General features: G+C 51.6%; 30 protein-coding genes. 4 read left to right on the plus strand and 26 right to left on the minus strand.

Going from position 1 to position 25,886, the window contains the following annotated elements:
- Positions 1-452: 452 nt before the first annotated feature.
- From map to ACO0K8_RS20330, 6 genes are all read right to left on the minus strand, one after another.
- On the minus strand, positions 453-1,247 hold the full coding sequence (map, locus tag ACO0K8_RS20305) for a type I methionyl aminopeptidase (RefSeq protein WP_422948473.1): 795 nt from the start codon (positions 1,245-1,247) through the stop codon (positions 453-455).
- An 11-nt stretch (positions 1,248-1,258) separates the two neighbouring features.
- On the minus strand, positions 1,259-1,876 hold the full coding sequence (locus ACO0K8_RS20310; RefSeq protein ID WP_422948474.1) for a TetR family transcriptional regulator: 618 nt from the start codon (positions 1,874-1,876) through the stop codon (positions 1,259-1,261).
- A gap of 323 nt (positions 1,877-2,199) precedes the next feature.
- A complete protein-coding gene (locus tag ACO0K8_RS20315) occupies positions 2,200-2,556 on the minus strand; it encodes a hypothetical protein (RefSeq protein WP_422948475.1) in 357 nt (118 codons plus the stop codon).
- A 59-nt stretch (positions 2,557-2,615) separates the two neighbouring features.
- On the minus strand, positions 2,616-2,906 hold the full coding sequence (locus ACO0K8_RS20320; RefSeq protein WP_422948476.1) for a hypothetical protein: 291 nt from the start codon (positions 2,904-2,906) through the stop codon (positions 2,616-2,618).
- A 232-nt stretch (positions 2,907-3,138) separates the two neighbouring features.
- The gene (locus ACO0K8_RS20325) at positions 3,139-3,741 is read right to left on the minus strand and encodes a LysE family translocator (protein ID WP_422948477.1); all 603 of its coding nucleotides are present in this window, start codon (positions 3,739-3,741) and stop codon (positions 3,139-3,141) included.
- Positions 3,738-4,661 carry an NAD-dependent epimerase/dehydratase family protein gene (locus ACO0K8_RS20330; protein ID WP_422948478.1) on the minus strand — a complete coding sequence of 308 codons (924 nt, stop codon included), beginning with the start codon at positions 4,659-4,661 and terminating at the stop codon, positions 3,738-3,740. Before ACO0K8_RS20330 ends, ACO0K8_RS20325 begins: the two co-directional genes overlap by 4 nt.
- A 328-nt stretch (positions 4,662-4,989) precedes the next feature.
- Here ACO0K8_RS20330 and ACO0K8_RS20335 point away from each other — a divergent pair, with 328 nt between their 5' ends.
- Positions 4,990-5,865: a LysR substrate-binding domain-containing protein gene (locus ACO0K8_RS20335; RefSeq protein ID WP_422948479.1), complete on the plus strand. Its 876-nt coding sequence runs from the start codon at positions 4,990-4,992 to the stop codon at positions 5,863-5,865.
- 61 nt (positions 5,866-5,926) lie between these two features.
- On the opposite strand, the gene ACO0K8_RS20340 is transcribed toward ACO0K8_RS20335, so the two are convergent.
- The 14 genes from ACO0K8_RS20340 to ACO0K8_RS20405 all read right to left on the minus strand — a co-directional run bounded on the left by ACO0K8_RS20340 (position 5,927) and on the right by ACO0K8_RS20405 (position 17,316).
- On the minus strand, positions 5,927-6,331 hold the full coding sequence (locus ACO0K8_RS20340; protein ID WP_422948480.1) for a cupin domain-containing protein: 405 nt from the start codon (positions 6,329-6,331) through the stop codon (positions 5,927-5,929).
- A 78-nt stretch (positions 6,332-6,409) separates the two neighbouring features.
- Positions 6,410-7,009, minus strand: coding sequence for a hypothetical protein (locus ACO0K8_RS20345; protein WP_422948481.1), 600 nt, complete (start codon positions 7,007-7,009; stop codon positions 6,410-6,412).
- A 72-nt stretch (positions 7,010-7,081) separates the two neighbouring features.
- On the minus strand, positions 7,082-7,489 hold the full coding sequence (locus ACO0K8_RS20350) for a DUF1398 family protein (protein ID WP_422948482.1): 408 nt from the start codon (positions 7,487-7,489) through the stop codon (positions 7,082-7,084).
- Between the two features lie 77 nt (positions 7,490-7,566).
- Positions 7,567-7,971: a DUF6572 domain-containing protein gene (locus tag ACO0K8_RS20355; RefSeq protein ID WP_422948483.1), complete on the minus strand. Its 405-nt coding sequence runs from the start codon at positions 7,969-7,971 to the stop codon at positions 7,567-7,569.
- Position 7,972: 1 nt separating this feature from the next.
- Complete coding sequence (locus tag ACO0K8_RS20360) at positions 7,973-8,548, minus strand: hypothetical protein (protein ID WP_422948484.1); 576 nt, start codon at positions 8,546-8,548, stop codon at positions 7,973-7,975.
- A gap of 293 nt (positions 8,549-8,841) precedes the next feature.
- Positions 8,842-9,261 carry a DUF1801 domain-containing protein gene (locus tag ACO0K8_RS20365; RefSeq protein ID WP_422948485.1) on the minus strand — a complete coding sequence of 140 codons (420 nt, stop codon included), beginning with the start codon at positions 9,259-9,261 and terminating at the stop codon, positions 8,842-8,844.
- Between the two features lie 502 nt (positions 9,262-9,763).
- Positions 9,764-10,930: an HBL/NHE enterotoxin family protein gene (locus ACO0K8_RS20370; protein ID WP_422948486.1), complete on the minus strand. Its 1,167-nt coding sequence runs from the start codon at positions 10,928-10,930 to the stop codon at positions 9,764-9,766.
- A 616-nt stretch (positions 10,931-11,546) separates the two neighbouring features.
- A complete protein-coding gene (locus tag ACO0K8_RS20375) occupies positions 11,547-12,068 on the minus strand; it encodes a DinB family protein (protein WP_422948487.1) in 522 nt (173 codons plus the stop codon).
- Positions 12,069-12,378: 310 nt separating this feature from the next.
- Complete coding sequence (locus ACO0K8_RS20380; protein ID WP_422948488.1) at positions 12,379-13,053, minus strand: hypothetical protein; 675 nt, start codon at positions 13,051-13,053, stop codon at positions 12,379-12,381.
- Positions 13,050-14,090 (minus strand): MlaD family protein, encoded by a 1,041-nt coding sequence (locus ACO0K8_RS20385; RefSeq protein ID WP_422948489.1) that lies wholly within the window; start codon positions 14,088-14,090, stop codon positions 13,050-13,052. The genes ACO0K8_RS20380 and ACO0K8_RS20385 overlap by 4 nt, the downstream gene beginning before the upstream one ends.
- 5 nt (positions 14,091-14,095) lie before the next feature.
- The gene (locus tag ACO0K8_RS20390) at positions 14,096-14,902 is read right to left on the minus strand and encodes an MlaE family ABC transporter permease (RefSeq protein ID WP_422948490.1); all 807 of its coding nucleotides are present in this window, start codon (positions 14,900-14,902) and stop codon (positions 14,096-14,098) included.
- Positions 14,903-14,995: 93 nt separating this feature from the next.
- On the minus strand, positions 14,996-15,307 hold the full coding sequence (locus ACO0K8_RS20395; protein ID WP_422948491.1) for a hypothetical protein: 312 nt from the start codon (positions 15,305-15,307) through the stop codon (positions 14,996-14,998).
- 432 nt (positions 15,308-15,739) lie between these two features.
- Positions 15,740-16,636 (minus strand): pirin family protein, encoded by an 897-nt coding sequence (locus tag ACO0K8_RS20400; protein ID WP_422948492.1) that lies wholly within the window; start codon positions 16,634-16,636, stop codon positions 15,740-15,742.
- 77 nt (positions 16,637-16,713) lie between these two features.
- The gene (locus ACO0K8_RS20405; RefSeq protein ID WP_422948493.1) at positions 16,714-17,316 is read right to left on the minus strand and encodes an FMN-dependent NADH-azoreductase; all 603 of its coding nucleotides are present in this window, start codon (positions 17,314-17,316) and stop codon (positions 16,714-16,716) included.
- A gap of 141 nt (positions 17,317-17,457) precedes the next feature.
- Here ACO0K8_RS20405 and ACO0K8_RS20410 point away from each other — a divergent pair, with 141 nt between their 5' ends.
- The 3 genes from ACO0K8_RS20410 to ACO0K8_RS20420 all read left to right on the plus strand — a co-directional run bounded on the left by ACO0K8_RS20410 (position 17,458) and on the right by ACO0K8_RS20420 (position 20,097).
- Complete coding sequence (locus tag ACO0K8_RS20410; RefSeq protein WP_422948494.1) at positions 17,458-18,420, plus strand: LysR family transcriptional regulator; 963 nt, start codon at positions 17,458-17,460, stop codon at positions 18,418-18,420.
- The gene (locus ACO0K8_RS20415; RefSeq protein ID WP_422948495.1) at positions 18,417-18,992 is read left to right on the plus strand and encodes a GNAT family N-acetyltransferase; all 576 of its coding nucleotides are present in this window, start codon (positions 18,417-18,419) and stop codon (positions 18,990-18,992) included. Before ACO0K8_RS20410 ends, ACO0K8_RS20415 begins: the two co-directional genes overlap by 4 nt.
- Before the next feature lie 175 nt (positions 18,993-19,167).
- A complete protein-coding gene (locus tag ACO0K8_RS20420) occupies positions 19,168-20,097 on the plus strand; it encodes a prolipoprotein diacylglyceryl transferase (RefSeq protein WP_422948496.1) in 930 nt (309 codons plus the stop codon).
- A gap of 169 nt (positions 20,098-20,266) precedes the next feature.
- On the opposite strand, the gene ACO0K8_RS20425 is transcribed toward ACO0K8_RS20420, so the two are convergent.
- From ACO0K8_RS20425 to ACO0K8_RS20450, 6 genes are all read right to left on the minus strand, one after another.
- Positions 20,267-21,637, minus strand: coding sequence for a formimidoylglutamate deiminase (locus ACO0K8_RS20425; protein ID WP_422948497.1), 1,371 nt, complete (start codon positions 21,635-21,637; stop codon positions 20,267-20,269).
- A complete protein-coding gene (gene hutG / locus ACO0K8_RS20430; protein ID WP_422948498.1) occupies positions 21,634-22,449 on the minus strand; it encodes an N-formylglutamate deformylase in 816 nt (271 codons plus the stop codon). Before hutG ends, ACO0K8_RS20425 begins: the two co-directional genes overlap by 4 nt.
- 9 nt (positions 22,450-22,458) lie before the next feature.
- Complete coding sequence (locus ACO0K8_RS20435) at positions 22,459-23,226, minus strand: IclR family transcriptional regulator (protein ID WP_422948499.1); 768 nt, start codon at positions 23,224-23,226, stop codon at positions 22,459-22,461.
- A gap of 269 nt (positions 23,227-23,495) precedes the next feature.
- Positions 23,496-24,197: an SPOR domain-containing protein gene (locus tag ACO0K8_RS20440; RefSeq protein ID WP_422948500.1), complete on the minus strand. Its 702-nt coding sequence runs from the start codon at positions 24,195-24,197 to the stop codon at positions 23,496-23,498.
- Positions 24,198-24,201: 4 nt separating this feature from the next.
- On the minus strand, positions 24,202-24,984 hold the full coding sequence (locus ACO0K8_RS20445) for a type III pantothenate kinase (protein WP_422948501.1): 783 nt from the start codon (positions 24,982-24,984) through the stop codon (positions 24,202-24,204).
- Positions 24,985-25,009: 25 nt separating this feature from the next.
- A complete protein-coding gene (locus ACO0K8_RS20450) occupies positions 25,010-25,837 on the minus strand; it encodes a biotin--[acetyl-CoA-carboxylase] ligase (RefSeq protein WP_422948502.1) in 828 nt (275 codons plus the stop codon).
- Positions 25,838-25,886 lie beyond the last annotated feature (49 nt).

Below are 25,886 nucleotides of genomic sequence, written 5' to 3' on the forward strand. Positions count from 1 at the left end.
CCAATTGTGCGGGGCAGAAAATGGATGAGAAATGAAGCTGTCTGAGCGCAGCGAGTTTGCTTCATTTCCCATTTTCTGCCCCGCACAATTGGGCACCCGCAGGGCAGCGACTTTGCGTCGCCTTCTTTTGCTTCCGTTTCTTGGCGAAGCAAGAAAAGGGAGTAGCCGCCGGTCTACCACCGGCCGGCAATCGCACAGCAACCACCAAAATACAAACAAGACCAAGCCGCAGCAAACAAAAAAACCAGTCTTGCCAGCGCGCATATTCCATGCGCTTCTTCAAGCATGCTGGTCTGAAAGGCGCATGGACTATGCGTGATGGCGGGGTCGAAAATAGTCCATACGGCGCAATACGCCTGCGGCTATTGACGTACTTAATGCGGCTCGCGGCCTTATTCGATCGCTAAGCATGCGCCCAATTACCTTGTGTAATCAGGCCTACGCAGGCCGTCTTATTCGCCCAAAGCCGATAAGGTAAAGATTTCAAAGCCGGTTTCGGTGACGGCCAGAGTATGTTCAAACTGAGCTGACAGCGAGTGATCTTTGGTGACGGTGGTCCAGCCGTCGCCCAGCACTTTGACTTCAAAGCTACCGGCGTTGAGCATAGGTTCGATGGTGAAGAACATGCCTGGCTCGAGTACGGTGCCGGTGCCGCGTTTGCCGTAGTGCAGTACCAGCGGCGTGTCGTGAAAAACTTGCCCAACGCCGTGACCGCAAAAATCGCGCACCGAAGAAAACCTTTCAGCCCTGGCCACCGCTTCTATCGCTGCACCGACATCACCCAGAGTTGCGCCGGGGCGCACTTCCTTAATGCCTGCCATCATCGCTGCATAGGTGGTGTCCACCAGCCGATTGGCCAGGATAGACACCGCGCCGACCTTGTAGGTACGGCTGGTATCGCCATGCCAGCCGTTGATCTTCGGCGTGACATCAATATTGAGGATGTCGCCGGTTTTTAAGATTTTGCTGGCCGAGGGGATACCGTGCGTGACCACATGGTTGACCGAAATACAGCTGGCATGCCGGTAGCCGTGGTAATCAATGGTGGCGGGAATGCTGCCGGCGGCACGCATAAATTCTTCGCACAGCCGGTCTAGCTCGGCCGTTGAAACGCCGGCTTTAACGTAAGGAGTGATGAAGTCCAGGGTTTCGGCGGCGATCTTGCCGGCGATACGCATGGCGATAAAATCGTCTGCATCATGCAGGCGGATAGGCTTGCCGTGTTCGGTTTGGGTAGAGTAGCGCATGGTGTCAGGTATCAGGTAGTGAGGGCTGGTGTTAGTGCTGGTGCTGGCCTTGCCCATACGCACAGCGCATCATGGGAAGCGCGCAGCATGGCATCAATGCTGGTGGGAATAGGACGGTGTTGGATCAGGTAGGGCTTGACGATGGCGCTCGGTGCGTCGATTAATACGAAGCGCATGAGTGTCTCTATGTCGTCGTCGCGCAGCTGCTGTCTGGCGCTTTGCAGGGCCAACCCAAAGCAGGCGTCGAGCGCACTTTGCTCGGCTTCTAGCTGGGCATGTAGCTCGGGCGACAGGCTTTCATTGAAGACTGTGTTGTGTTCACATTGCACAAGAAACTGTGCGTACACAGGATTGCTGCGGCACCAAAGCAGGAAGCTGGCCACCGATTGCCAGCTATCGCCGAGCGCCCATTGGCTGGCGACGCTGAGGCGGAAATCGTGTTTGACTTTAAGCCAGGCCCGGGCCAGTATCGTATCGCGTGACTCGAAGCGGTGATAAACCGAGCCTACCGGGGCCCCGGTTTTATTCGCAATCGCCGCGATAGAAACAGCCGCGACGCCGCAATGCGCGGCGATCTCGATAGCGGCGTCGATAAAGTGATCTTCGTTGAATTTTGCTAGTCTTACCATCCAATTAGAATATCAGTTCCAATTGTATCGGTCAAGCGCGCAAGGCGTAGTGGGCTAGCGCAATTACGCGGTAAAAAATCTCACAAGCGGCAAGGCCAGCGCGCATATTCCATGCGCTTCTTCAAGCACTCTGCCCTGCAAGGCGCATGGAATATGCGTGATGGCAGGGGCGGCTTTTTGTTTGGGTTTGTTCGCTTGGCGATGAGGTTCTGCGATTGCTGCTTGATAGTCCGGCCTGGCTTGAGCTACCAAAATCGCAGCTCGATAAATTTAGCGTTAAGCCTGGATTCGACTAGGGGGCCTGTATGTGCACAAGCCAAATATTATGCACAGCCCCTCACCTTTGTCACAATAAAGCCCGTCGCGACCAGAACGCAAACACCCCCGACTGCCACCATCAAAAAACAAAATATCCACCAAATGTGGCGATAGGATGTCGGCGAATAAAAGCCTGAGCCGTAACGACGAGGAAATGGCCAAGAAAACAAAAAGGAAAAAACACCAAAAATTACCCAGGCAAACCCAAACACGCCGACAAAGAGGCGAACAAGTCCGCATCGCCATCCAGGGACAAGAGATGCGCCAATAAGAAGGGCGCTGAGCGAGAACAGACACTGCACCACACGCCACGCCCACGTCGGTGATTTCATCAACTGCTGCAACGAATTATTTGTTTTCATAAAAAATGTGCGCGGCGCGATTACGCGTCGGTGTTCAAGATTGAATTATGTGGACGCATCTACTTTAACTTCAACTTCAACATCAACACCACTATTACCAGGACAAAGATGAGTAGCAGCTGAAACATGATCACGATAGGTGCCGCCATACCCCATTCAAAATACAGCGGGAGATCCATGCAGATAAACCAGACAGCAAAGACGATGGCGGTTCGCCTAATGAATGGTCGCACATTTAACCAATAAATCAAACCCAGGATCACAAATTGCGAGCCTAGCCATATCCCGCCAAACGCCAACGGCAATAAGAAGAGATACAGCACAGGGGGAAATTCTTTGTATTCTTTCATGCCCTATATAAATTTAAAGGTTCTATTTCCGTTCATCTCTATTTTCCTCGTTTAGGTGAGTATTCATCCTATTGAGGTGCCCGTAAACATGAGAGCATGACACTGTACAGTTCCTTTACTCTTTTAGCGATGAGGTTCTGCGATTGCGGCTTTTAGATTTAATCATCAAGCCGAAGGCGCTACCGCCAGAAGCTAGTGCCAGCCAGGTATCAAAATAGTTAGCGATGCTTGTTTAGCTAATGCAAAAAGAAGCCCACAAAATACCTACACAAAGCAACATCGCAAGCGCCGCGATTTTCGGTAACAAGATCTGCCATCCTTGATGCTGACGCAAGCGCGATGCTAATACGATGATGCCTGAAAAATAAAGTAAGTTGATCAGCTCAAAACCCAATCCCAAAGAAAAAAAATCTCTGCCAGCGTAATTGATCGGTAAAAACAAGGGAAAGAATCCGGCGAAAAACAAGATAGGTTTGGGATTGCTTAAGGTCAGAAATATACCTTGCACAACACCTGTCTGACGCCGCTCAGCCGGACCCTCTACGTGGGGTTTAAATGCCGGAGCGTGCCAATACTGCCATGCCAGATAGAGTAAGTAAGCGCCGCCAAACACGCGTAAAGCGAGATGCAATTGCGGGTAAACATGCAAGGCCGTGGCGACACCCAAGTAAGCCATGCAAATCAAGATCAGGTCACCAAAGACGATGCCGCTCAGTGCGCGCAAGGCCAGTGCACGGCTGGGCTGGCTGAGCACCAATAGCGTGGCGGGGCCCGGCACCACAATGACCAGACTGGCTGCCCAAAAGAATCCTAGCCAACGATACGCGTCTGTCATAGCACACCAAACATGCGCGTTAATTGCGCCTGATTATCTGCAAAAACATAGCCTAAATTAGTCGCTCGCTGAGTCGATACCACATAGTCGTGGGGATAATCGAAGGGGCTTAAATTACTCGGCGCATGCGCGTCTAACTGCGCTTGTAGCAGATGTGCTGGCGGGACAGTTTGCCCACTGGCTATCTCGTATAAATCTAAAGCGCTAAAGCAGCCACGCCCTGCCGCATTGATCGGACCTACAAAATTTTGCTCACCTATCCAGAGTAAATACGCGGCCAAATCAGGGGCAGAAATAAACGAGGTTTTACCCATGCCGGCAGAGTAAGCAAATGGCGCTTGCTGTTGCACCAGCGCGGCGTAGTGCGCAAAGCGTCCGGTAAATTCGTCCATCGCGGCATACACATGCGCACAGCGCACACTGACAAAAGGAAAGGCCGCGTTTTGCGTGAAATAAGCTTCTGCCTGATGTTTGCCATATCCATAGTTGGCCTCGGCAAACGCGGCATCGCGCCACGGAAACGCTAAGGATATGTGCTCGTCTTGCAAATCTATCAGGTCTTCCTGCGCCGACGCGGTGCCTTGCGGATACTGATCTGCATACACTTCTATGGTCGAGGTCATGATGTAGCGACCGACTTTGCCCAGAAAAACCTGACAGGCGATCTGCGCATCGAGCGGGTGGTAGCAGACTTGATCGTAGACAATATCAAAACCCGCGCTGTCAGAAAACGCCGCATGCATGGCTGCCGCATCGCCGCGATCGACCTGAATATGCGCTAAGCGCTCATTCAAATCGACTGGCATTACGGTATTGCCTCTAGTCGCCAGTGTGACATGATGGCCGCGCTGCAATAGCTCTTGCACCAGTATTTTCCCAAAAAAACGCGTGCCACCGATGACTAATATTTTTCTATGCATGATGCTCACTTTATCCAAAAAATTGTATGACAAGGAAATTTTAACGAGATAAACTGAGCGCGACAAACTAGTTATTTTTGATGGATGAGTAAGAAAAACTTAGTCTACTGCTTTAATATTTTTCTTATTTATCGTAATTATTCAGTGCGCTATATAAGTCCTTCTCCTGCTTGCGGGAGAGGGAGTTTTCCTAGCGACCAGAACAGTTACTATTTATCTCATTTAACAAGGGCAGCGATGATGGCAAACTTCTTATTGCGGCCATCCCTGAGTGACACGGCATATCAACATCTTGAAACGCACACCTTCAACTGTTTTACAGAAAGCTATGCATAAAAATTTACACAGAGTCTCGGGCTTATTAGAGTTCGCCACCGTTGCCAGATTAGGCAGCATTAAACTGGCGGCTTTAGAACTCCATAAAACCCCGGCAGCAGTCAGTTTGCAAATGAAAACGCTGGAACATAAGCTGGGATTCGAGCTATTAGAGCGGCACGCACGCGGTATCAAAATTAGTACTAAGGGGCGCGAATTAGCCGGGCTATTGCAAACGCAATTAGAACAATTGAGCGCCAAAATAGCGGCCTTGCAAAGCAAAGATGCTGAGCACGTATTGCGCATTACCAGCACCCACTCTTTTGCCATGAAATGGCTGGCGCCAAGGCTGGGCAATTTCACGCTCGCCCACCCAAAATTAGATTGCCATTTATCGTCTTCGGATGCGCTGGAAAGCGATTGCGACATTGCCATTCGCTACAGCGCCTATCAGGCAGGTGAAACTTATTTGTATCGCGAGCATTTGGTGGCGGTGTATAGCCCCAAGCTGCTTACTCGCGGCAAATCGACTTTAGAAACTTTGGCGCAGATTGCGCGTTACCCACTGCTGTATGAAGGTGATCAAAGTGCCTGGAATCGGCTGTTTAAAAGCGCCAAAATAAAACACCCGCTGCACTTCGCACAAAATTTTAGTCACGCGGGAACCCTGGTGCAAGCAGCGCTGGCCGCGCAAGGCGTGGCACTCGCGCCCTTTAGCATCGCATCTCACGACTTAGCGCAAGGAAATTTACTTCGCGTAGCCAAATTCAATTTAGCGCACGATTACGGCTATCAACTAATCGTGAGCGATACGCGGTTAGAAAAAAATCAGCAATTTTTCGCCTGGATGCAGGATGAAATCGAGAAAATGAAGCAAAGCATAGGATAAGGAAGACGATGGCCTTAGCGTAACAATCTAGAACGGTCTGATACGAAATATCCTAAGGTATTCAAGCATTCCGGCTACGCGGATCTGGGCCATTCACCGTGCCTTCGCCCGGCGTAATGAAGAGCATAGTACAGCTGGCCTTGACCTTGGCCGTGTGCCAACTACCTTTCGGGATGATCACAAAGCTGCCTGGCGTATCGAATTCTATCTGCCGCTCTAGGCCATCGGCATACAGATGCAAGCTAGCTGCACCGGCAATCAGATACAGGGTTTCGTCGCCGTGCGGATGCATTTCCCAGCTTGGCCAATCTGCGGAAAACGCATATTCGGCGACCAAAAAACAGCCGCTGAAATTACCGAAGCGGGTATCTAGTTCTTGATAAATATCCGGTGTCAGCGGGACGGGCGTGGCCGTCTGTAGTGCGTCGAGAACGATAAAATTAGAGTTGAGTTTGACTTGTGACATGCTGCCTCCTCGTATCGGTGATATGCATCTATAGTCGCAGGTATTATCCGCCTGCGGCTGTTAGTTTTGTCGGTATGGCTAAGGTGCATGCCGACGCGACAGGAATTTTCCAAGTTCTGTCTTCTCGAAGAAATGATTTTTCGGCCACAGCAAGCTTGCCTGTTCGCCCCGCCATTGCACCTCGCCAACTGGCATGCCTCTGTGCGTGGCGGCCCACCAGCGCCAAACCGTAACCCCCACTGACCACCAGGTCCACGCCAATAAAAAGCCCAATGCAAGGCTAGATGCTGAGGCGAGCGGATCATGCACCTTAAAGACATACTGAAGCAATGCCAATGGCCCAATCATGAGGGGGACAACGGGCCCGTTAACCGCGATTACGCCAACCAAAGTAGTCACCCGCGGTGACGCCGAGCCAGGAGCAGGTACGGAGTAAGCAATTTCAGGAGAGAACTCAGCGAGAGCTGCTCTTTCTGCCGCAGTCATTTTTTCTACCCGCTTTCTCAAGCGATAACGAAATACGCCTAGACATGCGGACACTAAAAAATACGCAAGAATTATTGTTAGCAGTAAGGCGATCTTGTGGCTCACCGCAAGCAGCGCTGCCAGGAACCAGGCCACGCCCCCGCATGCGACCAACAAACCAGGGATTAACAAGTATCGACCGATAGCTTTCATCTTGTACTCGCTTTTGATGCACTCTGTTGAGCGTAGAGGCTGCGCGTATTTGCGCAATCTCTGCGCGTAAGATTAGGTATTGGTGGGCCCTGCCCCAGGAAACCACTCAATATGCTGATCACCGCCGCGGCCCCAGTAAGTTACCCGTTTGCCACGCAAAAATGCAATGTAAGCCTGAACTCCAGCACGCATAGCACGTATTGTGAAGTCTCTATAATGCTGAGCATTTTGTTGACTATCGAGAATAATTGCTCGAAGCGCGTCAACATCTAAATCGGCGGCAATAGAAGGTAGGTTTTCATAATTAATCGATGTTTTAATTATTTCACCAGAGGCACTGTAATAAGTTTTTTGCAGCGCCACATAGTCGACGTGGTAGTACTCCACACCAGTTTCAACTAAACGTCTAACGACTTCTGGAAAGGGGATACGTCCATCAAGGGTAGCGCGAGCTACTTCAGCGACAATTTCAGAGTTCATTGCTAGCTTTCGATGTGAGTGCGGGATATTGCCAACGTTGAAATGACGGGCACGAAGCGTCCGAGCCGATTGTTCAGCTAGGGTTTTGTCGTAAGAGTAGCAAGGTCTTTTTGCTCGCCCCAAACAAAAACGACATGCTCTTTATAAAAAATGCTTTTCAATTCATTCAATCGATCTTCAACAATTGACGGTGGTGCCTTTGTATATATGACTATGATTTTCATCTTTTTTCCTTGTAATTCTGGTTTTTGCTTTACCAAACTTTCAGAACTAATTGCAAGCGCATAGAAGGCGATTTTTTTATTGAGTAGTTCAATTGATTCTTCATTCCACGGCCTTGATTGATGAAGAAGTAGTAATGCCTCTTGCTGGTCAGGTTTTGTCGCGATCGCATCAATGACGTTTGTTTGTCCAACTTCTGCGTGAGCTGACAAAGTCAGAAGGCTAAATAAACAGGCAGCTAGAATTAATATTATCTTCATTTCAAACTTTTTTTATGGTTTTAGGATTGAAAAACGCAAACACTCTAGGTGTGGTGCTGGTAGCGAACAGGAACGTCGCGTGCGCAACGCCGCTCTCAACTTCCGTGCTAGCCGTACACGTAGTAGTGCTAATGTGTATTGTTCTGAGCATTTCTTTTGCTTGATAACTACCCCAGATGGCCAATAGAAGTGAGGGCAGAAACGCCAATAGATGTATGTAGCCAATTAATTTGGCTTTCGCCCCCCTGCGGACTTTAGTTGGCCGATAAACTTTCTCTTTGGCGAGTGGAAATTGTCCGTCGCGGATAATTTTATAGCCACGCCAGCCAAATATAGAGGTAATCAGAATTGTGACAGCCACTGGCATGCCTACAAATAAGCCATACCAAAGAGCCTTAACACCTTCAATGCCGAAAATGTTACGGCACGGTGCGTTGCTTGCGAACTCTCTAAACCAAGGGAAAAGCCAAGATTTTCCGATGAAAAAAACTAACGCACCAGTAACTACGCCAATAATTACGATCCTGATGCGCTCTGCAGGTGTGTGTTGTTCTGCATATTCCGGTTCTTGATACATATAGATGTCAGCGTAACTAGTTATCTCCGTCACCGCGACGGGCGAATCGGACGGCACATAATACTTTAAGAAAAAACTCTCAGAACCCGCCAACAGGCTGGGCTTGAAGAGTTTCAGCGCATCTTTTATACCAGTAAAAAAACCTGAAAAGCACAGGCTATTTTTTCCTTGATTATACTAATGAAATTATCAAACCAGAAATATTCGCTCAGAAATACTTACACTGATAAGCCGTACTCTTTGCCTAGGGCCTGAATCACCGCAAGCATATTGCGGGGTGCTGGCTGCGGCCTTTACACACCCAACATAGGAAGATGTTTTCTATCGTGATAAGTGAGGGACAATAAGATGCAATGCTTCACTACATCCACGGGGATTTCATCGTTTTTATAGAACACGATGGCTCGATTACCTTCGAATTTAAGCGTATCGCCGTACAGCTCTTTAAACGTATCAACTAATTTTGTTTGGCAGTGAAAATACAGGGCGTATTGCTCTGGTGCAGAATTTTTCCAATCGATTCTGATGGTGCTGCCATTCTTGATCAGATAACTTGGCTCGCCCCATTTTAAAGTTTCTTCCAGCGTATCCGCTTCCTTACATTCGGATGCAGTATCGAGTACCAACTGACGCAAGAACATCATTTTTTTACGCATAGGCTGAGGGTAGTGATTAAACACCTGGGCAACCTGAATGCTCTCAATTTCAGTCACATCAACCTAGCTTTCTAATAGCCCTGATGAATAGCGCCTATCGGCCGCACCGCAAAAAAAAATCTGCGAGTGAAACAAAGCGAGCGGTTTACGGCGAATCGCCATACTTAAACTGTAGCGACTTCTTGACGCTTTGACTGGGAATTGTAAGCGATGCGCGGGTCGTATGCTAGCAATTTAACAAGTAGCCGTAAGCCAGCGTATGCGCCGTCTATTGCGCTGCATGCGATTTCAAATACAGGCAGCGCCAACGCGCATATCCCATGCGCCCCGCAGGCCAGTGTGCTTGAAGAAGCGCATGGAATATGCGTGATGGCAGGGGGCGATTGTAAACTCCACAAAAAAATCCGCCCGATGACGCGGCGCGAATCGGATGGATTTTCCATTTTTTAAATGCCCGCGCAGCGACCCGCAAGTGCGGCTAGCCGCTGCGCGCAGTTTGAGTTGAATTGAAGCAAGCGACACGCGTGCTGTTTACACATGTCGCTTGCGCCTTCTGCGGTTAGGCAGTGAGATTTGCGCTCACTGGCGTTGCCTGATTAAACTTGACTCCGGCAATCACGGTGCAGATCCCGATCAAGGTTTGCCAATCGGTATTCGAGGTATTCAGATCGGTTTGTAATTGAGTCAAGTTCATGTTCGACACATCGGTCTCTGCGTTTGAGAGGTCGGTGATGACTGCCGTCAGATCTTGTTCCAAAGCGCCCCAAGCACTGGTGACCAAGGCGATTTGTGCACTGGCTGCAGCCGATTGTGTGATCAAGGTATTGAGTTGTCCGCTTAATAGTTTTAAGGCCGCAACTTCTTGCGTCAACACGCCCATATTCGACATATCGCTGGTCACTTGTGAGGTCAATACCTTAATCTGGTTATCTGCAACGATCATCATCGTGATGCCGACCGCAGCACCGACAATACCAAATGCCAGCCCGAAACCAAACGAAAAAATCGCAATAACAGCACCAGCCCAAAACGCCACGCCAGCGGCGATTGCCGATGCGGTCAGTACGGTTTGCCAGGTCGAAATTTTAGAACGCAATTGCGCAACGTGTGCCTCAAGCTCGACAATTTTTCCTTGATCAACGCCTGCCTGCGACAACGCGCTAGTCGATGCGGTTTGCATAATCGCGGCGTCGGCGGTCAGATTATTGGCGAACGTCGTGATCTGTGTTTGCAAACTCACCGCCGCCTGCGAGTAGCCCTTGACTGAGGAGCGCATACTCTGCAGCGTGCTCTTTAAGGCAGCGATGGCCTGGGTATTGGTAGGGTCCGCTTGTAGTACCGTAATCAAACTATTGATGGTACTCATGCTGCTATTAAAGACGATACCGTAAGAGACTATATTATTCGGAATACTGACCAGACTGGTGGCGATTGGGTACCAGGCGTTGGCGTGAATTTGCGCATCGCTAAACGCGGTCTGGAAACTGCTGTACCAACTAGGCGGCGTTGTGATCACCGGTAAAGTTGTGCCAACGATGCCAGAGACATAGGCAACTACATTATTGCTGGCATTAAAGGCATCGGCCAATTGCTGCTCAATCGGGATAGTGCCGCTGGCGTTGGCGGCCGCCAGATTATTCGACACCAGACGCAAACCTCCTGCACTCATAGGCTGGCTCGCAGGCATAGTTTGAAATGGGGTAAAACGCTTTGCTTGGCTACTCATGATAATTCTCCTAAAGATAAATACGGACATCTGCAATATCGCCCCGGCCTTGTTGCACTCGCCTTACCGTACTTGCGTAAGTTGTTGGCGGTACCCCTCACAGGAACAATGTTGCCTAACTCCTCTATGAATAAATCGATTTTAGAAAACCTCAATAAATCGACGACTTTACTCACACCAATGTCAGGATGGGCATCGATTAAAGTAACAAAATAGATAGAGCAAATTGCATGCCAAATTTTAAATTTTGACGTTTATCTTATGCTCGGAGTGGCCACGCCGGTGCGGCCTTCAGTATTCAGATGCAAAGCGGGTTGAGAGACTCAGTGAAGTGGCATTTACGTGTCAAAGCGTATTTTTACGTGCATGATTGACGTGTAAATTAAGCATGACTAGGGCGATTAGCTCAGTCTAGCGGTAGGTTTGCCGCTTGCGAAGGCGTACGCTGCCTGGGCAACTACGCCGTGTAAAAATTCAAATGCAGACAACGCCAGCGCGCATATACCAAGCGCTTCTTCAAGCACATTGGCCTGCGAGGCGCATAGAATATGCGTGATGGCTTAGGTGGTTTTTAGATACTCGTTAGGAAGGCTATGCGCAGACGATGAGCTTAGGCTTAGCTCGGCACTGCGACCGGGCCGAGTCGTCGTTCTGCTTGGGTTCTGTGGAGAAATTTCGTCAGAGAATCCGGCGGAGAATCAAGGCCCAGGTCTTCCAGCATTTGCCCAACGCTGCCACGGTGATAGCCAGCATGGGTAATAACGTGCAACAACATCTCTTCGCAAGACATGGCACCTTGGTCCCCGTCTACAAATCTGAAGTGCACACACTGTTTTAAGCGCTCGGCGCTGACGCTAGACGCAAACCGCAGATACCAGTCGTCCGTGTCGCGGACGACATCGCGTAATTCGCTAAGCTCTGGCGTTTTTTCGCTATTGGTCGCCTTAAAGTGCAGCGTATCTACGCCCATCAAATGAGCTTGAAAAATTCTATCCACGACATTGGCGTGATCGAGTAAATGCAGCATGGCAGAGAATTGAGCAGGGTGCTGCTGCGCATCGAACTGGGCGAGAGCAGCGTGCAGTTCGGTATTCGTCCAAGCTTTGTATCCGAATAGTGAAACGAGTATGCTGTTCACGGTCTTAAACTCCCTAGTTTATATCTGTTGATATGACGCAAGCGATGCGTGACGATATGGCCAAAAGATTGTAAGCGAAGTATTTGTCGAATTGCTAGTAATTTAACAACAAAATAGATGGGCAAGCATGTCACGCATTGCTAGTATGAAATGTCAAAAGCGGCAGCGCGCATATACCATGCGGCTCGCAGGCTTGTGTGCTTGAGGAAGCGCATCACATTAGTTCACCGCGATGCGCACTGGCAGGGGCAGTTTTGGATACGCCAGGGTAAGCGCAGCTACCGGGCTACGCTGATGCGCGGGGTAAAGCTCATTGGCTAGTCTGCTCGACTAGCGCCATGCGTCGGCGCAGGCTTTGCGCTTCTTGTAGCTCGCCGGATTTTTCGGCACGCATTGCTTGCACAGCCAGCCATGCCAATAAGGGGCGTCGCCAGCCTTGGCTGGCGGCGCTGTCGACCGCTAACGCCAGCAAGGCCGGATCGGCGCGGCCGCTACGCATCAGTACTCCAGCCGCGACTAAACGAGCAAACGGATCCTTGATGGCCGCCACGTTCGCTGTCAGCGCGCTGACCGAACTGGTGGCGATGGCACGCTGCGTTTCGGGTAAGAGTGCGACATCTGACGGCTGGGCGCTGCCGGCCAGATAGGCGGCATAGGCCAGCTCGGGCGCGGCAGCATCTACTCTGAGCGACTCAAAACCGGGACAATCATTGAACACCAGACTGGCGACCTGGCTGGCACAGCGCATCAACTCAGCGCGCGCCACCAGCGTCGCCTGGCCGGTGCTGGCCAACTCGTTGCGCGCTCTGGCAAACTCCTGATCCGCGACTCTGTCCTTGCCGGACAAATAGGCGGCGACGCTGCGCTCCAGACTGGCTGAAGCAGTGAGCTGCCAATCCGGCGTGAGCGGACCGCTGGCACAGGCGCACAGCATCAGAACCCATGCGCTAAGTCCTGCATTTGCAAAAAGTCGGTTTAATTTCATGGTAGTTTAATCTCCGCTTCGCGCTTGAAAGGCCACTTACGATTGATCTCGTTGACCAGTTGTTCTAGCTTGCGTAAATTGCTCTCTAGCTCAGCGCGTAAGGGTCCCAGATCAGTGGTGGCAACTTTGACGTTGGCACCGATGGCCTGTGCCTCTAGCAAGACCGCATCGACTTTTTTCAGACTGGCTCTGGCCTCGTTGAGTAGGCCTGTGAGCTGCGCTAAGGCTAGCTGGGCTTCGGGCAAGGCACCATTTTTGCCAAATACCTGGCTGTCGGCTTTCAGCGCCAGCGTGTCTACGCTGGCCAACAATTTGTTCGCACGGTCTAGCATCAGGTAGATTTTTTTGGCGTTCTCATCGCTGCCGAGTAAGGCTGGTAGCGCGCCGTCTTTGCCTGCCATTTTTCCGCTCAGGCTACTCAGATTACGCAAGCTTAGATCGAGTGCCGAATCGGTGGCGCTGAGTTGATTCAGATTTTGCAGCAACTGCTTGATCGCGCCCATCATCAAGGGGATTTCTGCCGCGGCATCGCCCACCAGCAGGCTGCGCACCGCGCCGTCTTCTAATAGCGGATCACTCAAGATGCCGCTAAAGGCGCGCAAACGGGTAGACCCAACCAGACCGCGCTCCATGGTAAAAATGCTGGAACTACGCAGCCAGTGCGCATCTTTTTGCGCCACCGCGACGATGACTCTGGCCTTGCCTTCTTCATTGAGCTCGATACGGCTGACGCGGCCAATAGGAAAGCCAGAGAATGTCACATCCATGCCCACCAGCACCCCCTCGGCATCATTGGCCAGTAACACCAAACGCTGGCTAGTCTCAAAAGCACCGCGCGCATACATCAGGTAAAGCACGGTGGCGGCCACCAGGACCAGCATCAAGACCAGCAACAAGGCGGCTTTAAACTCTACGTGCGCGATGGTCTTGCTTAGCGGCGCACTGCTTGATTCACTTTTTGGCTCACTTAGTGGCTCACTTAGTGACTCAATTAGTGGCTCATTTTTACCAGTTTCAGGGATGATTTTATCTGTCATATTCTTTAATAATAATTGCCCATCAGTGAGATCACTTCAATTGCCAGCAGCACCGCAAATAAGCGCACCATGGCAGCTAGACCGGTCGCAAAATAAGTTCTTCTTTTCGGTACGTCTATCAGTTCATCGTAATAGGCTGATGCCATAGGAATAAACGCGACCGCCAGACTAAAGAAGAAAATTTTCAGCGCCAATATCAGCGTCACCGCGCTGCTAAACACCTGGCCGACCACCCGCGTATAGGCCGGCAAACCCCAAGGGGTAAAACCATACATGGCAAAATAGGTTAACAACAAAGTCATGATGCAACTGACAGCGCCCAGCATCCAGACGCAAAACACGCCCGCCAGCACGCGCGGTAAAAATTCTTCGGCGATAGGATTAATGCCTTGCAGACGCAAAGTTTCAAAGCGCCCTTGCGCACTCATCTGTACCAGATCGGCGCTATCAGGCAGGCTACTGCGCAGCGCCACAAATAAGGCGGCGCTCAATGGTATCAGTTCTAGCACCAATACCCGCACCACCATCTCTATGGCAAAGCGTGACAGGCCGTAGCTCAGTGCAGTCACGATCACGATACGGATGATGACCACGCTGATGAGCGCCGACAACACCGTAAACCAGGCCAGATTCAGCACGGTACTGTCGACGATATGATGGGCGCTGGCATGCCGGTTTTTTTTACTCAGGCAAGTTGGCAGCAGGGTCAAGATCATGGCAGCAAACAGCACGATGCTCCACCAACTCGATAAGTAAGAGCTAAAGGAGCTGGCGAGGCGCGTATGCACAGACCGGGCGGAGGGCGGATTCATCAAAATAGCGCAGACGACACTGGTGGAAAATAATTTCTCATGCCGTGGATTCTACGTGCAATCGCTATCCGACGAATCATTCTCGCTATTTTTTTATTTGGACTTTGTGCTGAGGGTTTGTATTAAGTGCGCATGCACCTTGGCGCGGTTTTCGTGATTAGCAGCAACAAGATGTTTCAAGGCACTATCGGGAAGTTTCACATGGCTACGTCGCTCATGCCGCACATTGACGACGCGCCAGTCGGACAACAGCATCCAATCCCATAGCTCCTCGTCTAGCGGCACGGTCACTTTCATGGTGATGCCGTCGCGTATCAGACTAGCACCGACTGCAGGCACAGCGCTAGCGGGTAAGGCTTTGCGCTTCTGTCGTATGCCAAAAATTTTTCTAAGTAGGTCATGCATGTTGGTGCTCCCCTATTCTTGTAAAAAATAGTCTAGCTATGCCATCGCAGTTTTTCTGAGTATCGACTCATCGTTAAGCTGACGGTGCATCAGATGCGCGTCAGCTCGCCTCACTAATTATCCGTGATGCTTATTTGTGATGCTTATTTGTGATGCTCATCTGTGACGCTCACCTGTGTTACTACTGTTGAGTTTCGTATCGGAAATTTCAAAGTAAAAACGAGAACAAATTCCTCCGCAAATGCTCGCCTGGCTTAGCACATCCGTCTATCTGTCAAACCATAGACGTACTCAAAATTCCCCCCAGCGAAGAGCTGCCTCGCTGGGACAATTTTTCTCAAGTCATAAAACAAATTTCTGCACCCAGTCTAGTCATTAGGCGCGAATATTTAAAGTATTTTTTCTCAGTTCAATTCCTAAAAAAACACCCGTTCAGTTTTGTAATTTTCCAGCCCGATAATCATTGATCGCTGCCATGATCTCGGCCTGGGTGTTCATCACAAACGGACCGTATTGCACGATCGGCTCACGCAGTGGCTGGCCAGCAATTAGCAAGACCCGGCTAGCGCCATTGGCACGGAATGTGACGCCATCGCTGCCCGCATCATTGCGAAAAATCGCCATGCGTTGTTGCGGCACTACCGTATCCGCAATCTGCAGCGCGCCTCGATACACATATACAAAGGCGTTGATGGAAGAGGCCATGGTTTGCGAAAACTCGGCACCGTCAGGCAAATGCAGATCCAGATACAGCGGCTGCGTTGTCTCGCGCTGCATGGCTCCGGCCACCCCGTGACTATTGCCGGCAATCACGCGCACGGAGACGCCCGCGTCAGTGACAAATTCAGGAAGGGCCTCATTTTGTATGTCCCGGTACCAGGGCGCACTCATCTTGTCTTTAGCTGGCAGGTTGAGCCACAGCTGAAAGCCTTCCATGCGGCCATCTTCCTGCTCCGGCAATTCGGAATGGATCACGCCCCGACCGGCCGTCATCCACTGCACGCCACCGTTTTGCAGTAAGCCTGAGTTACCCGCACTGTCATGATGGCGCATGCGCCCAGTCAGCATATACGTGATGGTTTCAAAACCGCGGTGCGGATGATCTGGAAAGCCGCCAATATAGTCTTGCGGATCGTCAGTGCCAAAAGCGTCCAGCATCAGATACGGATCGAGTCGCGTCTGCAAACCCTGCGTCAGCACCCGCGTCAGCTTGACGCCGTCGCCGTCCGAAGTCGCATGACCTAGCACCAGTTGCTCGACCGCGCGTGGTTGTATCACGCGTTCTGGGATCAGATGCGAGCTGTTGCTTGTTTGTGCTTGATCTTTCATGATGTCTTGCTCCTGGATAGCGATGCTTACTATGGCGTACGGCGTTTTTATTGCATTTTTATTGTATTTTGATTCAATCAAGCCGCGATCAATTCATGTATTTGCTGCGTGGCGGCGGCAAATGCAGCTTGTTCTGCGTCTGGCCCCATCGCCATACCTTCGGCATACACAAACTCGACCTCAGTGATGCCTAAAAAGCCCAGAAAAGTTTGCAGATATGGCGTTTGGGTATCGCTAGGCATATTGCGATGAACACCGCCGCGTGTCAAAACCACATAAGCCTTTTTACCGGTCAGCAAACCTTCTGGACCATTGGCAGTGTAGCGAAAAGTGACTTGAGCGCGTGAGATCGCATCGATCCAGTTTTTCAATTGCACCGGCACCGCAAAGTTATACATGGGAGCAGCCAGCACCAGCGTATCGGCGGCCTGAATTTCGGCAATCAGTGCATCATCGAGGGCGACCCGTGCTGCTTGCACGGCATTGCGTTGCTCCGCCGGAGTAAACAGTGCCTGTAAAGCGGCCTCATCAAGCATAGGCTGCGGTGTACGGCCCAAGTCGCGCAGATTTAAACTGGCAGTCGGGTTAGCCGCCAGCAAGCGCTGTACGACTTCATTGGCCAAACGGCTGGAGTGCGAGGCGTCGGCACGTACGCTAGAGTTGATTTGTAAGATATTCATGATGGGCTCTTTTCTGATGTGGTTGGTAGGTGTGTACTTTAGACGTTCCATAAACAATGCAGAAGCCCATAATATGGATATAATTATTCCACTGGTGAGACAATATTATGAGGAAGTAAAAAATCCAATGAAGAGAATACGATGAACCTCGAAGCCAATGATCTGCTGCTATTTGCCCGCGTCGTCGATGAAGGCAGTTTTAGCCGCGCCGCCGAACGCCTGGGTTTGCCCAAATCCACGCTATCGCGCCGCATCAGCGGGCTAGAAGCGCAACTGGGCGAGCGCCTGCTGTTGCGCACCACTCGCAAACTCACTGTGACCGATTTTGGCCATGCAGTGTTATTGCACGCGCATCAGCTAACCGCCGAGGTCGAGTCCACCATAGCGCTGGCGCAGCATCGTCAGGCCGAGCCCAGCGGACGCCTGCGGGTCTCGATGCCGAACGACTTTGCCAATGAAGTCTTAGGACAATTGCTGGCCGATTTTATCGCCAGATATCCGGCCATTTCTTTAGAGCTGGACCTATCGGCCAGACGGGTCGACCTGATCGGTGAAAATTTTGACGTGGCGATACGTATGGGCAACTTGCCCGACGACGCCACACTGGCGGCACGCCGTCTGGCGGTATTCTCGACTGGCCTGTATGCGGCCCCCAGTTATCTGAAAAAACATGGCATACCGTATGAGCCGGAAGCGCTGATGGAGCACGACAGCTTACGCATACTCACACGTAGCGGCGAACCGGCACTATGGTCACTCACACGCGCCAGCGCCGGCCAGGGCGCGGAGGAAAGCTGGCAAGGTTCGCCACCGGTACGCGCCTGCGCCAACTCACCCGATACCTTGCTGCATCTGGCACGGCAGGGCTTGGGCATCGTCATGACGAATGAACATTTCGCCTCCAAATTAGTCGAAACGGGAGAACTCCAGCAAGTGCTGGGCGACTGGAATATGCCATCCACCACCGCCTGGGCGGTGTTCCCGGGGCGTCGCCTGATGCCAGCCCGCAGCCGTGTGTTTCTCGATGCCCTACAAGAAGAATTTTCGGGGCCACGCTGTCAAAAAATTGTCGCCGACTTAGCTCAAAAGAAGCCAAAAAAATGAAAAATCCCCTCCTGCTGGATCTGCCTGCCACACTAGAAACCGAGCGCCTGTTACTGCGCACGCCGCAGGCAGGCGACGGCGCTATCTTCTTAGCCGCACTCAAGGCCTCGTTGCCAGAGTTACGTCGCTACCTGGGATTTTTACCCTGGGTAAAACCTGATCCTACGCTAGAATCGGCCGAGCTATATTGCCGCACGACTTACATCGATTATCTCAATCGAAAAAATCTCTTGTACTTTATTTTTGAAAAATCCAGCGGCCAGTTGTTAGGCGCGGCCGGACTGTATCGCATAGACTGGACGCTACCAAAAGCGGAAGTCGGCTACTGGAGCAATAGCGCGACAGCGGGCCACGGCTTTATCAGTGAAGCGGTGCTGAAATTAATCGATTTCGCCTTTCAGGAACTAGCCATGCTCAGACTAGAACTGGTCAGCGATGAAGATAATTTAGCCTCGCGCCAACTGGCCGAGCGTTGCCAGTTCGAACTGGAAGGGATACTACGCAAGGACCGTAAAGCGGAAGATGGGACACTCAGCAGCAGTTGCATGTATGCGCGACTGGCGACGAGATAAAACAGAATTGAAACCAGGCGATAGTTTGAACTTCGTTGGCTCTTGGCTGTCTGGATCTTTATTGAAAAGAGATGTCACCAGTGCCAACAAGCACATCATTTAATCAAAGTGGTTCATAAACTAGTTTTTTTCGCCTGCCCCGTATACCGTTCAAACGTAAAACATAAAGACCAGCATGTCCTATCCCTACTTAAGCGATCTGATCAACCATTTATTCGGCACCAATTGGACTATTCCGATTGCGATGTTCGGCACTTTCGTCGCTCTTGCTATCCTGATTGCTAGCGCGCTGGCAAAAAAAGAAGTGCTGCGTTTTGAAGCTTTGGGTTTGTTGCCACAAGCAAAAAATTCCGCGCAAGCTTTGCTACCTGCACATGCCATTTTGTCGGACTTGGTGTTGATTTCTACCCTGTTCGGGATATTAGGCGCCAGAATTTTTCACATCTTAGAATATCCGTATGAGTTTATCGATCATCCATTAGAGATGATATTTTCTCGCTCTGGACTGACTATTTATGGCGGTTTAATTTTCGGCGCGGTTGCCGGAGCGGTGTATTTAAAGAAGCGTGCTGTTCCGGTGCTCCCCATGCTGGACGCCTTGTCTCCGTCTATTATTTTGGCGTATGCCATAGGACGTATCGGCTGCCAGATTTCTGGCGATGGGGATTGGGGTATGGCGGCGAATTTAGCCCTAAAACCAGACTGGATTCCAACGTATTTTTGGGCGCAAACCTATACCAATAATATTGCTGGCGTTGTGATTGCTAGCCCCGGCGTCTATCCCACCCCGATCTATGAATCGCTCATCGCTTTCGGTATATTTTTGTTTTTGTGGGCGATACGAAAAATGCCCTATTCCAGGGGCGTCATGTTTTCGACCTATTTGCTATTGAGTGGTTTCGCTCGCCTGCTCATAGAAAAAATAAGAATCAACAGCGCATATCACTTTCTCGGCATCAGCTTTACTCAGGCAGAGTTGATCTCAGTGCTGCTGATCACCTTTGGCTTACTTGGTATCTGGCGTTCTACTCATACCAAATACATGTCAAAAATGGCGATTTCTCTCGTGGTTGCTGGCGCATTGACGGCTTGCGTGAAACTTTAGAAAGATTACGGAGCGCTACTAAACCGAGAAAACGCGGCAAGGTTCCGCCCTACAAAAACCATGCTGCCAGCGCGCATATCCCATGCGCCTTGCAGGCCAGCATGCTTGGAAAGCCGCATAGAATATGCGCGCTGGGCCTATGCACTTTTAAAATTGTTACTGCTGCCGACTAGAGCTTTCGCAACTCTCGCATACAGCTGACATAGGCGCTTTGTATGCGCTCTTGATCTACATGGCGGCCGCCCTGCACCACCTGCTGACCGCCAACAAACACCTCGCGCACCAGATTATCGTTGCCAGAAAATATCCAGCTATTGAGTAGCTCAGCCGCAGCTACGTCTTGCAGATTCGGATGCTGCTCGTCGAGCACCAAGATATCGGCGCGCTTACCAATCGCGAGTTGGCCAAGCTGGCGGCCACTGGCCTGCGCACCGCCCTGCAAACAGGCTTGCCACAGAAAATCACCGACCCGTCTTTGCCCGGCAATTTGCGCGATATTGCGGCCCTGCAAGCGCAGACGCTGACCATATTCCAGCCAACGTAATTCTTCTATCGGACTTTGCGATACGTGGCTGTCGCTGCCTATGCCGAAACGGCCATGCTTAGCGATGTAGGCCGGCAGATCAAAAAATCCGTCGCCGAGATTACCTTCAGTTGTGGTGCAGATGCCGGCCACCGCGCCACTGGCGGCGATTCCTGCCACTTCGTGCTTGCTCAGGTGGGTGGCATGCACCAGGCACCAGCGTTGATCGACCAGGCCGGTTTCCAGCAGCAGTTCGACTGGCCGTTTGCCGGTGGCGGCCAGGCAGGCATCGACTTCTCTTTGTTGCTCGGCGATGTGGATATGGATAGGACGTCCGGCCGGCAAGGCCGCCACCAGTTCACGAATCTGGGTAAGATTGGCGGCACGCAGTGAATGCGGCGCGACCCCGACTTCCAGCTGGCCGCTGCGGCTACTCTCTAACTGCTGCACCAACTGCAAAATTTGTTCGACATCGGTACTAAAGCGTCTTTGGTCGACACGTAGCGGTTGATCCTTGAAATCGGCATGACTGTACAAGACCGGCAACATGCTCATGCCTATCCCAGTACGGCTGGCGGCGGCAATCACCTGCTTGGCGGTCTCGGCCATATCCGGATAAAAACTGCCGTCTGGTGCGCGGTGCAAGTAATGAAATTCGCAGACAGCGGTATACCCGTGGCGCAGACATTCTGAATACAATTGGGCGGCGATCGCCTGCATTTGCGGCGGAGTGATGTGCAGGGCATAGCGGTACATCAGATCGCGCCAGGTCCAGAAACTGTCGGGGCCATCACCAGCGATTTCACTCATACCTGCCATGGCGCGCTGGAAGGCATGCGAGTGCAGATTGATCATGCCGGGCAAGACAAATTCGTGCTGCATCTCATGCGCCTGCGGGATCGCATCCGTCTGCACCGCAGTCAAATCACCGCTGGCATCCCAGTTGAGGCGCACATTCTTGGCCCAGCCATCTGGTAATAAGGCATTTTTTGCAAACAGGCTATTCAACATAGTCATACAGCTGCCTCCTTATGTTGCTGCGCCCAATTGATGCAAGTCGCCAATAGTTCACGCAGTAGCGGCTGCACTTGCGCTGCCAGATCGGGACGGTAGCCGTAAGGTGCGGCTTCATCCATGTAAATACACTGGCTCATTTCTAGCTGTACGGCATGGATATTACGCTCGGGCTGGCCGTAGTTGCGCGTGATATAACCGCCTTTAAAGCGGCCGTTAAACACGTGACTGTATGGTGTGCCGCTGTCAGTAAGGGTAACTGCCAGAGCTTTTTGCATATCCGGGTGGCAGGACTTTTGGTCGGCCGTGCCGAAATTGAGATCAGGTAATTGCCCCTGAAAAAAGCGCGGTACGTGGGAGGCGATCGAATGCGCATCCCACAACACGGCAACCCCATGCAATGCGCGCAGGCGCTCTAACTCGCTGTGCAATTGCTGGTGATACGGTTGCCAGTATTGCGTGATGCGGCGCTGTACTTCGGCCGCATCCGGAGTTTGTCCAGCCGGGTATAAAGGCTGTTTAGCAAAGGTGTCTAGCGGGCACAGGCCGGTAGTGTCTTGCCCCGGGTAGAGATTACTGTCATCGGAAGAGCGATTCAGATCGATTACGTAGCGCGAATAATCGGCGTGAATAATCGAAGCACCGAGTTCTTGCGCCATGTTGTAGAGCAGCGGCAGATGCCAATCGGTATCGGCTTTTTCCTGGGCTACTGGCAGTAACTGAGCACTCACTTCCGGCGCTATGACTGTGCCTACATGCGGCATGGAAATGAGTAGAGGAATATGACCTGAATGAAAATGGAAAGCCTGTGACATGGTTGGCACCTATTCTTGAAAGCTAAGTTGTTGGCTGAGCCGGTCGGCCGCCGCTAAAGTCATCTGGATTAATTCTTGTTGGCGCGGCTGTGCTCGGCTGGCGGGAGCCATCAACGAGAGACTCGCTTCTAGCCTGGCATTGGCCGAAAACACCGGAGCGCTGACACCCCAGATCCCGTGATCTATTTCGTTTTCGCTGACAGCATAGCGTTGCTGGCGTATCAGCTCTAATTGTTGCAACAATTCTTGTGTGTTCAGCCCAGCATTATCGGTTTGTTGCGCCAATAAATCTTGACGCAAGTGCTCTGGCAGATACGCGAGCAAAGCCTTGGCCGACGCACCACGTACGCTGGAATTGGCGCGCCCTTTGGCGAACGAACAGCGCAGCGCTTGCACACTGTCTTGCATTGCCAGGCAGATCACCTGGCCATTGAGATACACCATCAAGCCCACACTCTCGCCCGATTTTGCCACCAGTTGCGCGATCTCGGCGTGTGCCTTTTCCATCAGATAAGAATGCTGATCAAAGCCCCATGCCAATTGCACCGCCAACGGCCCCGGTTCGTAGCAGCCGCTATGCGCATGCTCTTGCACCCAGCCCCATTTTTTCAGAGGGGCCAAGTGGCGATAAATGGTACTCAAAGGTAGTTGAGTTTGCGTCGCCAGATCCTTAGCCGAGATGGCGCGACCGTGGCGCGCGATGCAGGCCAAGACCTGCAATACGCGCTCGCTGGTGGGTATCTCTCTGGCAGTAGCTGAAAGCGGCTGATCAATCATAGACAAAAACCTGCGTAGCTGAAGCCTCTATGCTAGCAGTTCATTCTGAGAATTCAAGCAGTGATTCTCGCAGCGTGGGAATTAATTGATATTTTTGCGGTAATTTCTCGGACTAGGGCATGCCGATTGCAGAAAAGGGAATTTCTAAAAACCTTGTGCGCAATATCCATGCGCCTTACAGACCGAATTGGGCTGGAAAGGCGCATGGATATTGCGTCTTTCAATTTATGAGAGCTAAATTTAGCCAGCGTTTGCGTATCAATTGCGACTTAATTGCGACTTTGCGCAGCGACCGCGCAATGACGGCTTTCTTGATTCGGATAGCTGGCCTTGATGGCGTCGAAACGCGACTTCTCGTCAGCGTTGAGCTTACGTAACTGATAAGAAAATTTCGCGGTACTCACTTCGCGTGGTCCGATACGGGCGCTCTTGACGCCTTTACTATTGAGGTTGGCCAGATGCGCTTTGGCCGCCTCTTCTGACTTAAACACGCCCAGTGAGATGGCCCAGCGCAGATTGGCGGGTTCTTGCATGACAAAGAAATCGGTGACACCGATACGGCGTAATTCCGCAGTTTTTTTATCCGCTCCCTCTTTGCTACCTTGCGGTGGAATGTAGACCATATGGCTGGCCACCTCGCTGACATTGCTGCGAGCCTGTCGTTCGCCTAGCGCCAAACTCTTCATTTTTTCTTCAAAACCGGTGGCCTCCGCAGGTAAAAAATTACCCACTTCGAGACAGGCAATGAGCTCTTTGGCTTTATCTTGTGTGGCCTTGGCGCTGTCGCTAGTAGTCTCAGTCAAAGCCAGCACTGCGCTGGCAGACAGCAGTTGTATCTGGTCAGGATTGCGTTGCCCATTAATGCGTTGCGGCTCATGACTGGAAAAAGGCCAACTGCCCAGATAACCTAAATTAAATGCCAGCAATAAACTATTGAGCAGCAATAGTGTCCAGAAAAAAAATCTCAGCATAGTTTTATAGTGAGTGAGTAGACGGCGGGGTCGCGGCGGCCACGACCGCTAAACCGATTAAAACCAAATTGTCGACATGATGACAGCTTATCCCCAGATGCGGTGTCAGGTAACTGGCTGCGCCACCCGAAATAATACAATCTACCGCTTGCTCCTGGCTAGCATGCAAAGCCTCGTGCGCCTGCATGATGGCACCTACTTGCGCATTGATACAGCCGCTGACAATGGCCAGTTCGGTATTGTCAGCGAACAGATATTGCAAAGAGAGACTAGCCGCCACCGAAGGCAATTGCGCAGTATTTTTGGCCAGCGATTGCGCCATCAATTGCAAACCGGGCAGTATCATACCGCCCAGAAAAATCCCATCCGGACTAACCGCATCAATGGTAGTGGCCGTGCCGCAGGTGGCCACTATCAGGGCGCGTTGCGGATACAGAGTGTGCGCCGCAATCGCCGAAGCAAAACGATCGCTGCCTAATTGCGTAGGCTGGCGATAGCCATTGCGCAAGCCAGCACACGCGCCCGAAGACTGAAAACGTTCAGGTGCAATCCCTGGGGCAGCACGCTGCAAGATCTCAACTAAACTCGCTTGCAGCACATCGCCCGCCACATTTGAGATCAGAATACGACGTATCGGCTGGGCGGCCCAGATTGCTTCTAATTGAGCTAACTCTGAATGGCTGACAGAGTCTAATACCTGCCATTGCGGCGCGACACAGCCGCTCTGAGGCGCCTGCGGTATTGCCCACTTGATTCTGGTGTTACCGGCATCGATTAATAAGAGCATGCGTGTGTCCTGATGAAATTCCTAGTCATGGTGTAGCGGCGGCGCGTAAAGAGACATCACCCGAAATGACCGGCAGTGTACCCTGTGCAGTCTGCAACAACAAACAACCTTGCGCATCGACCCCAAGTGCCAGACCTTGTTGCACCACCTGACCTCTATCCATGATCAACACCTCTTGCTGCGTATGGGCATGCAGGCGATTCCAGCGATCAGCAAAAGCTGCGAAACCGTGCTGACGAAATTCTTCCATGGCAGCAGCCAAACTATTGAGTAATTGCGCCACCAACTGATTTCTATCCATTTGCGCCAGCCAGGGTGCGTCCGCCACACTATGCCCTATGTCGGTTTCCAGCGCGTCAGGCACGCTCAGATTCAAACCTACTCCTATCACGGCCCAACTGCCGCCTTGTCTGGCAGCGGCAGTCTCGATCAAGACGCCCGCCAATTTCTTTTTGTCTTTAAGGATATCGTTCGGCCACTTCAGGCTGACCGGCAAACCCAGTGCCAGCAGGCACTCTGCGATCGCAACACCGATGGCCAGGGGCAAGCCCAATAAGGCCTGGCTAGTGCCGGGAAAATACCAGGCCAGAGAAAACGTCAGCACGCCGCCGGGTACCGAATGCCAGACTCGGCCAGCCCGGCCACGCCCTGCAGTCTGATGCTCGGCAATGCGTAGCACGGGACCTTGTAACAGATCCAGACGCGCCATCAGATCGGCATTGGTCGAGCCAGTCTCTGCCACCACCTCAACATCGACTTGCTCGCCTTGCTGCGCTCGCAAATGCAAAATTTTTGCAGTACTAAGGCGCGTCCGGCTCCCGGGGTTTTTATGCTGCTCGCGTATACTATCCATAGGCTTACAAATCCACTTCTTTACTCATTTTAATTCTTCATTCCATTTC

This window comes from Undibacterium sp. Ren11W, assembly GCF_049340485.1.
Classification (GTDB): Bacteria; Pseudomonadota; Gammaproteobacteria; order Burkholderiales; family Burkholderiaceae_D; genus Undibacterium.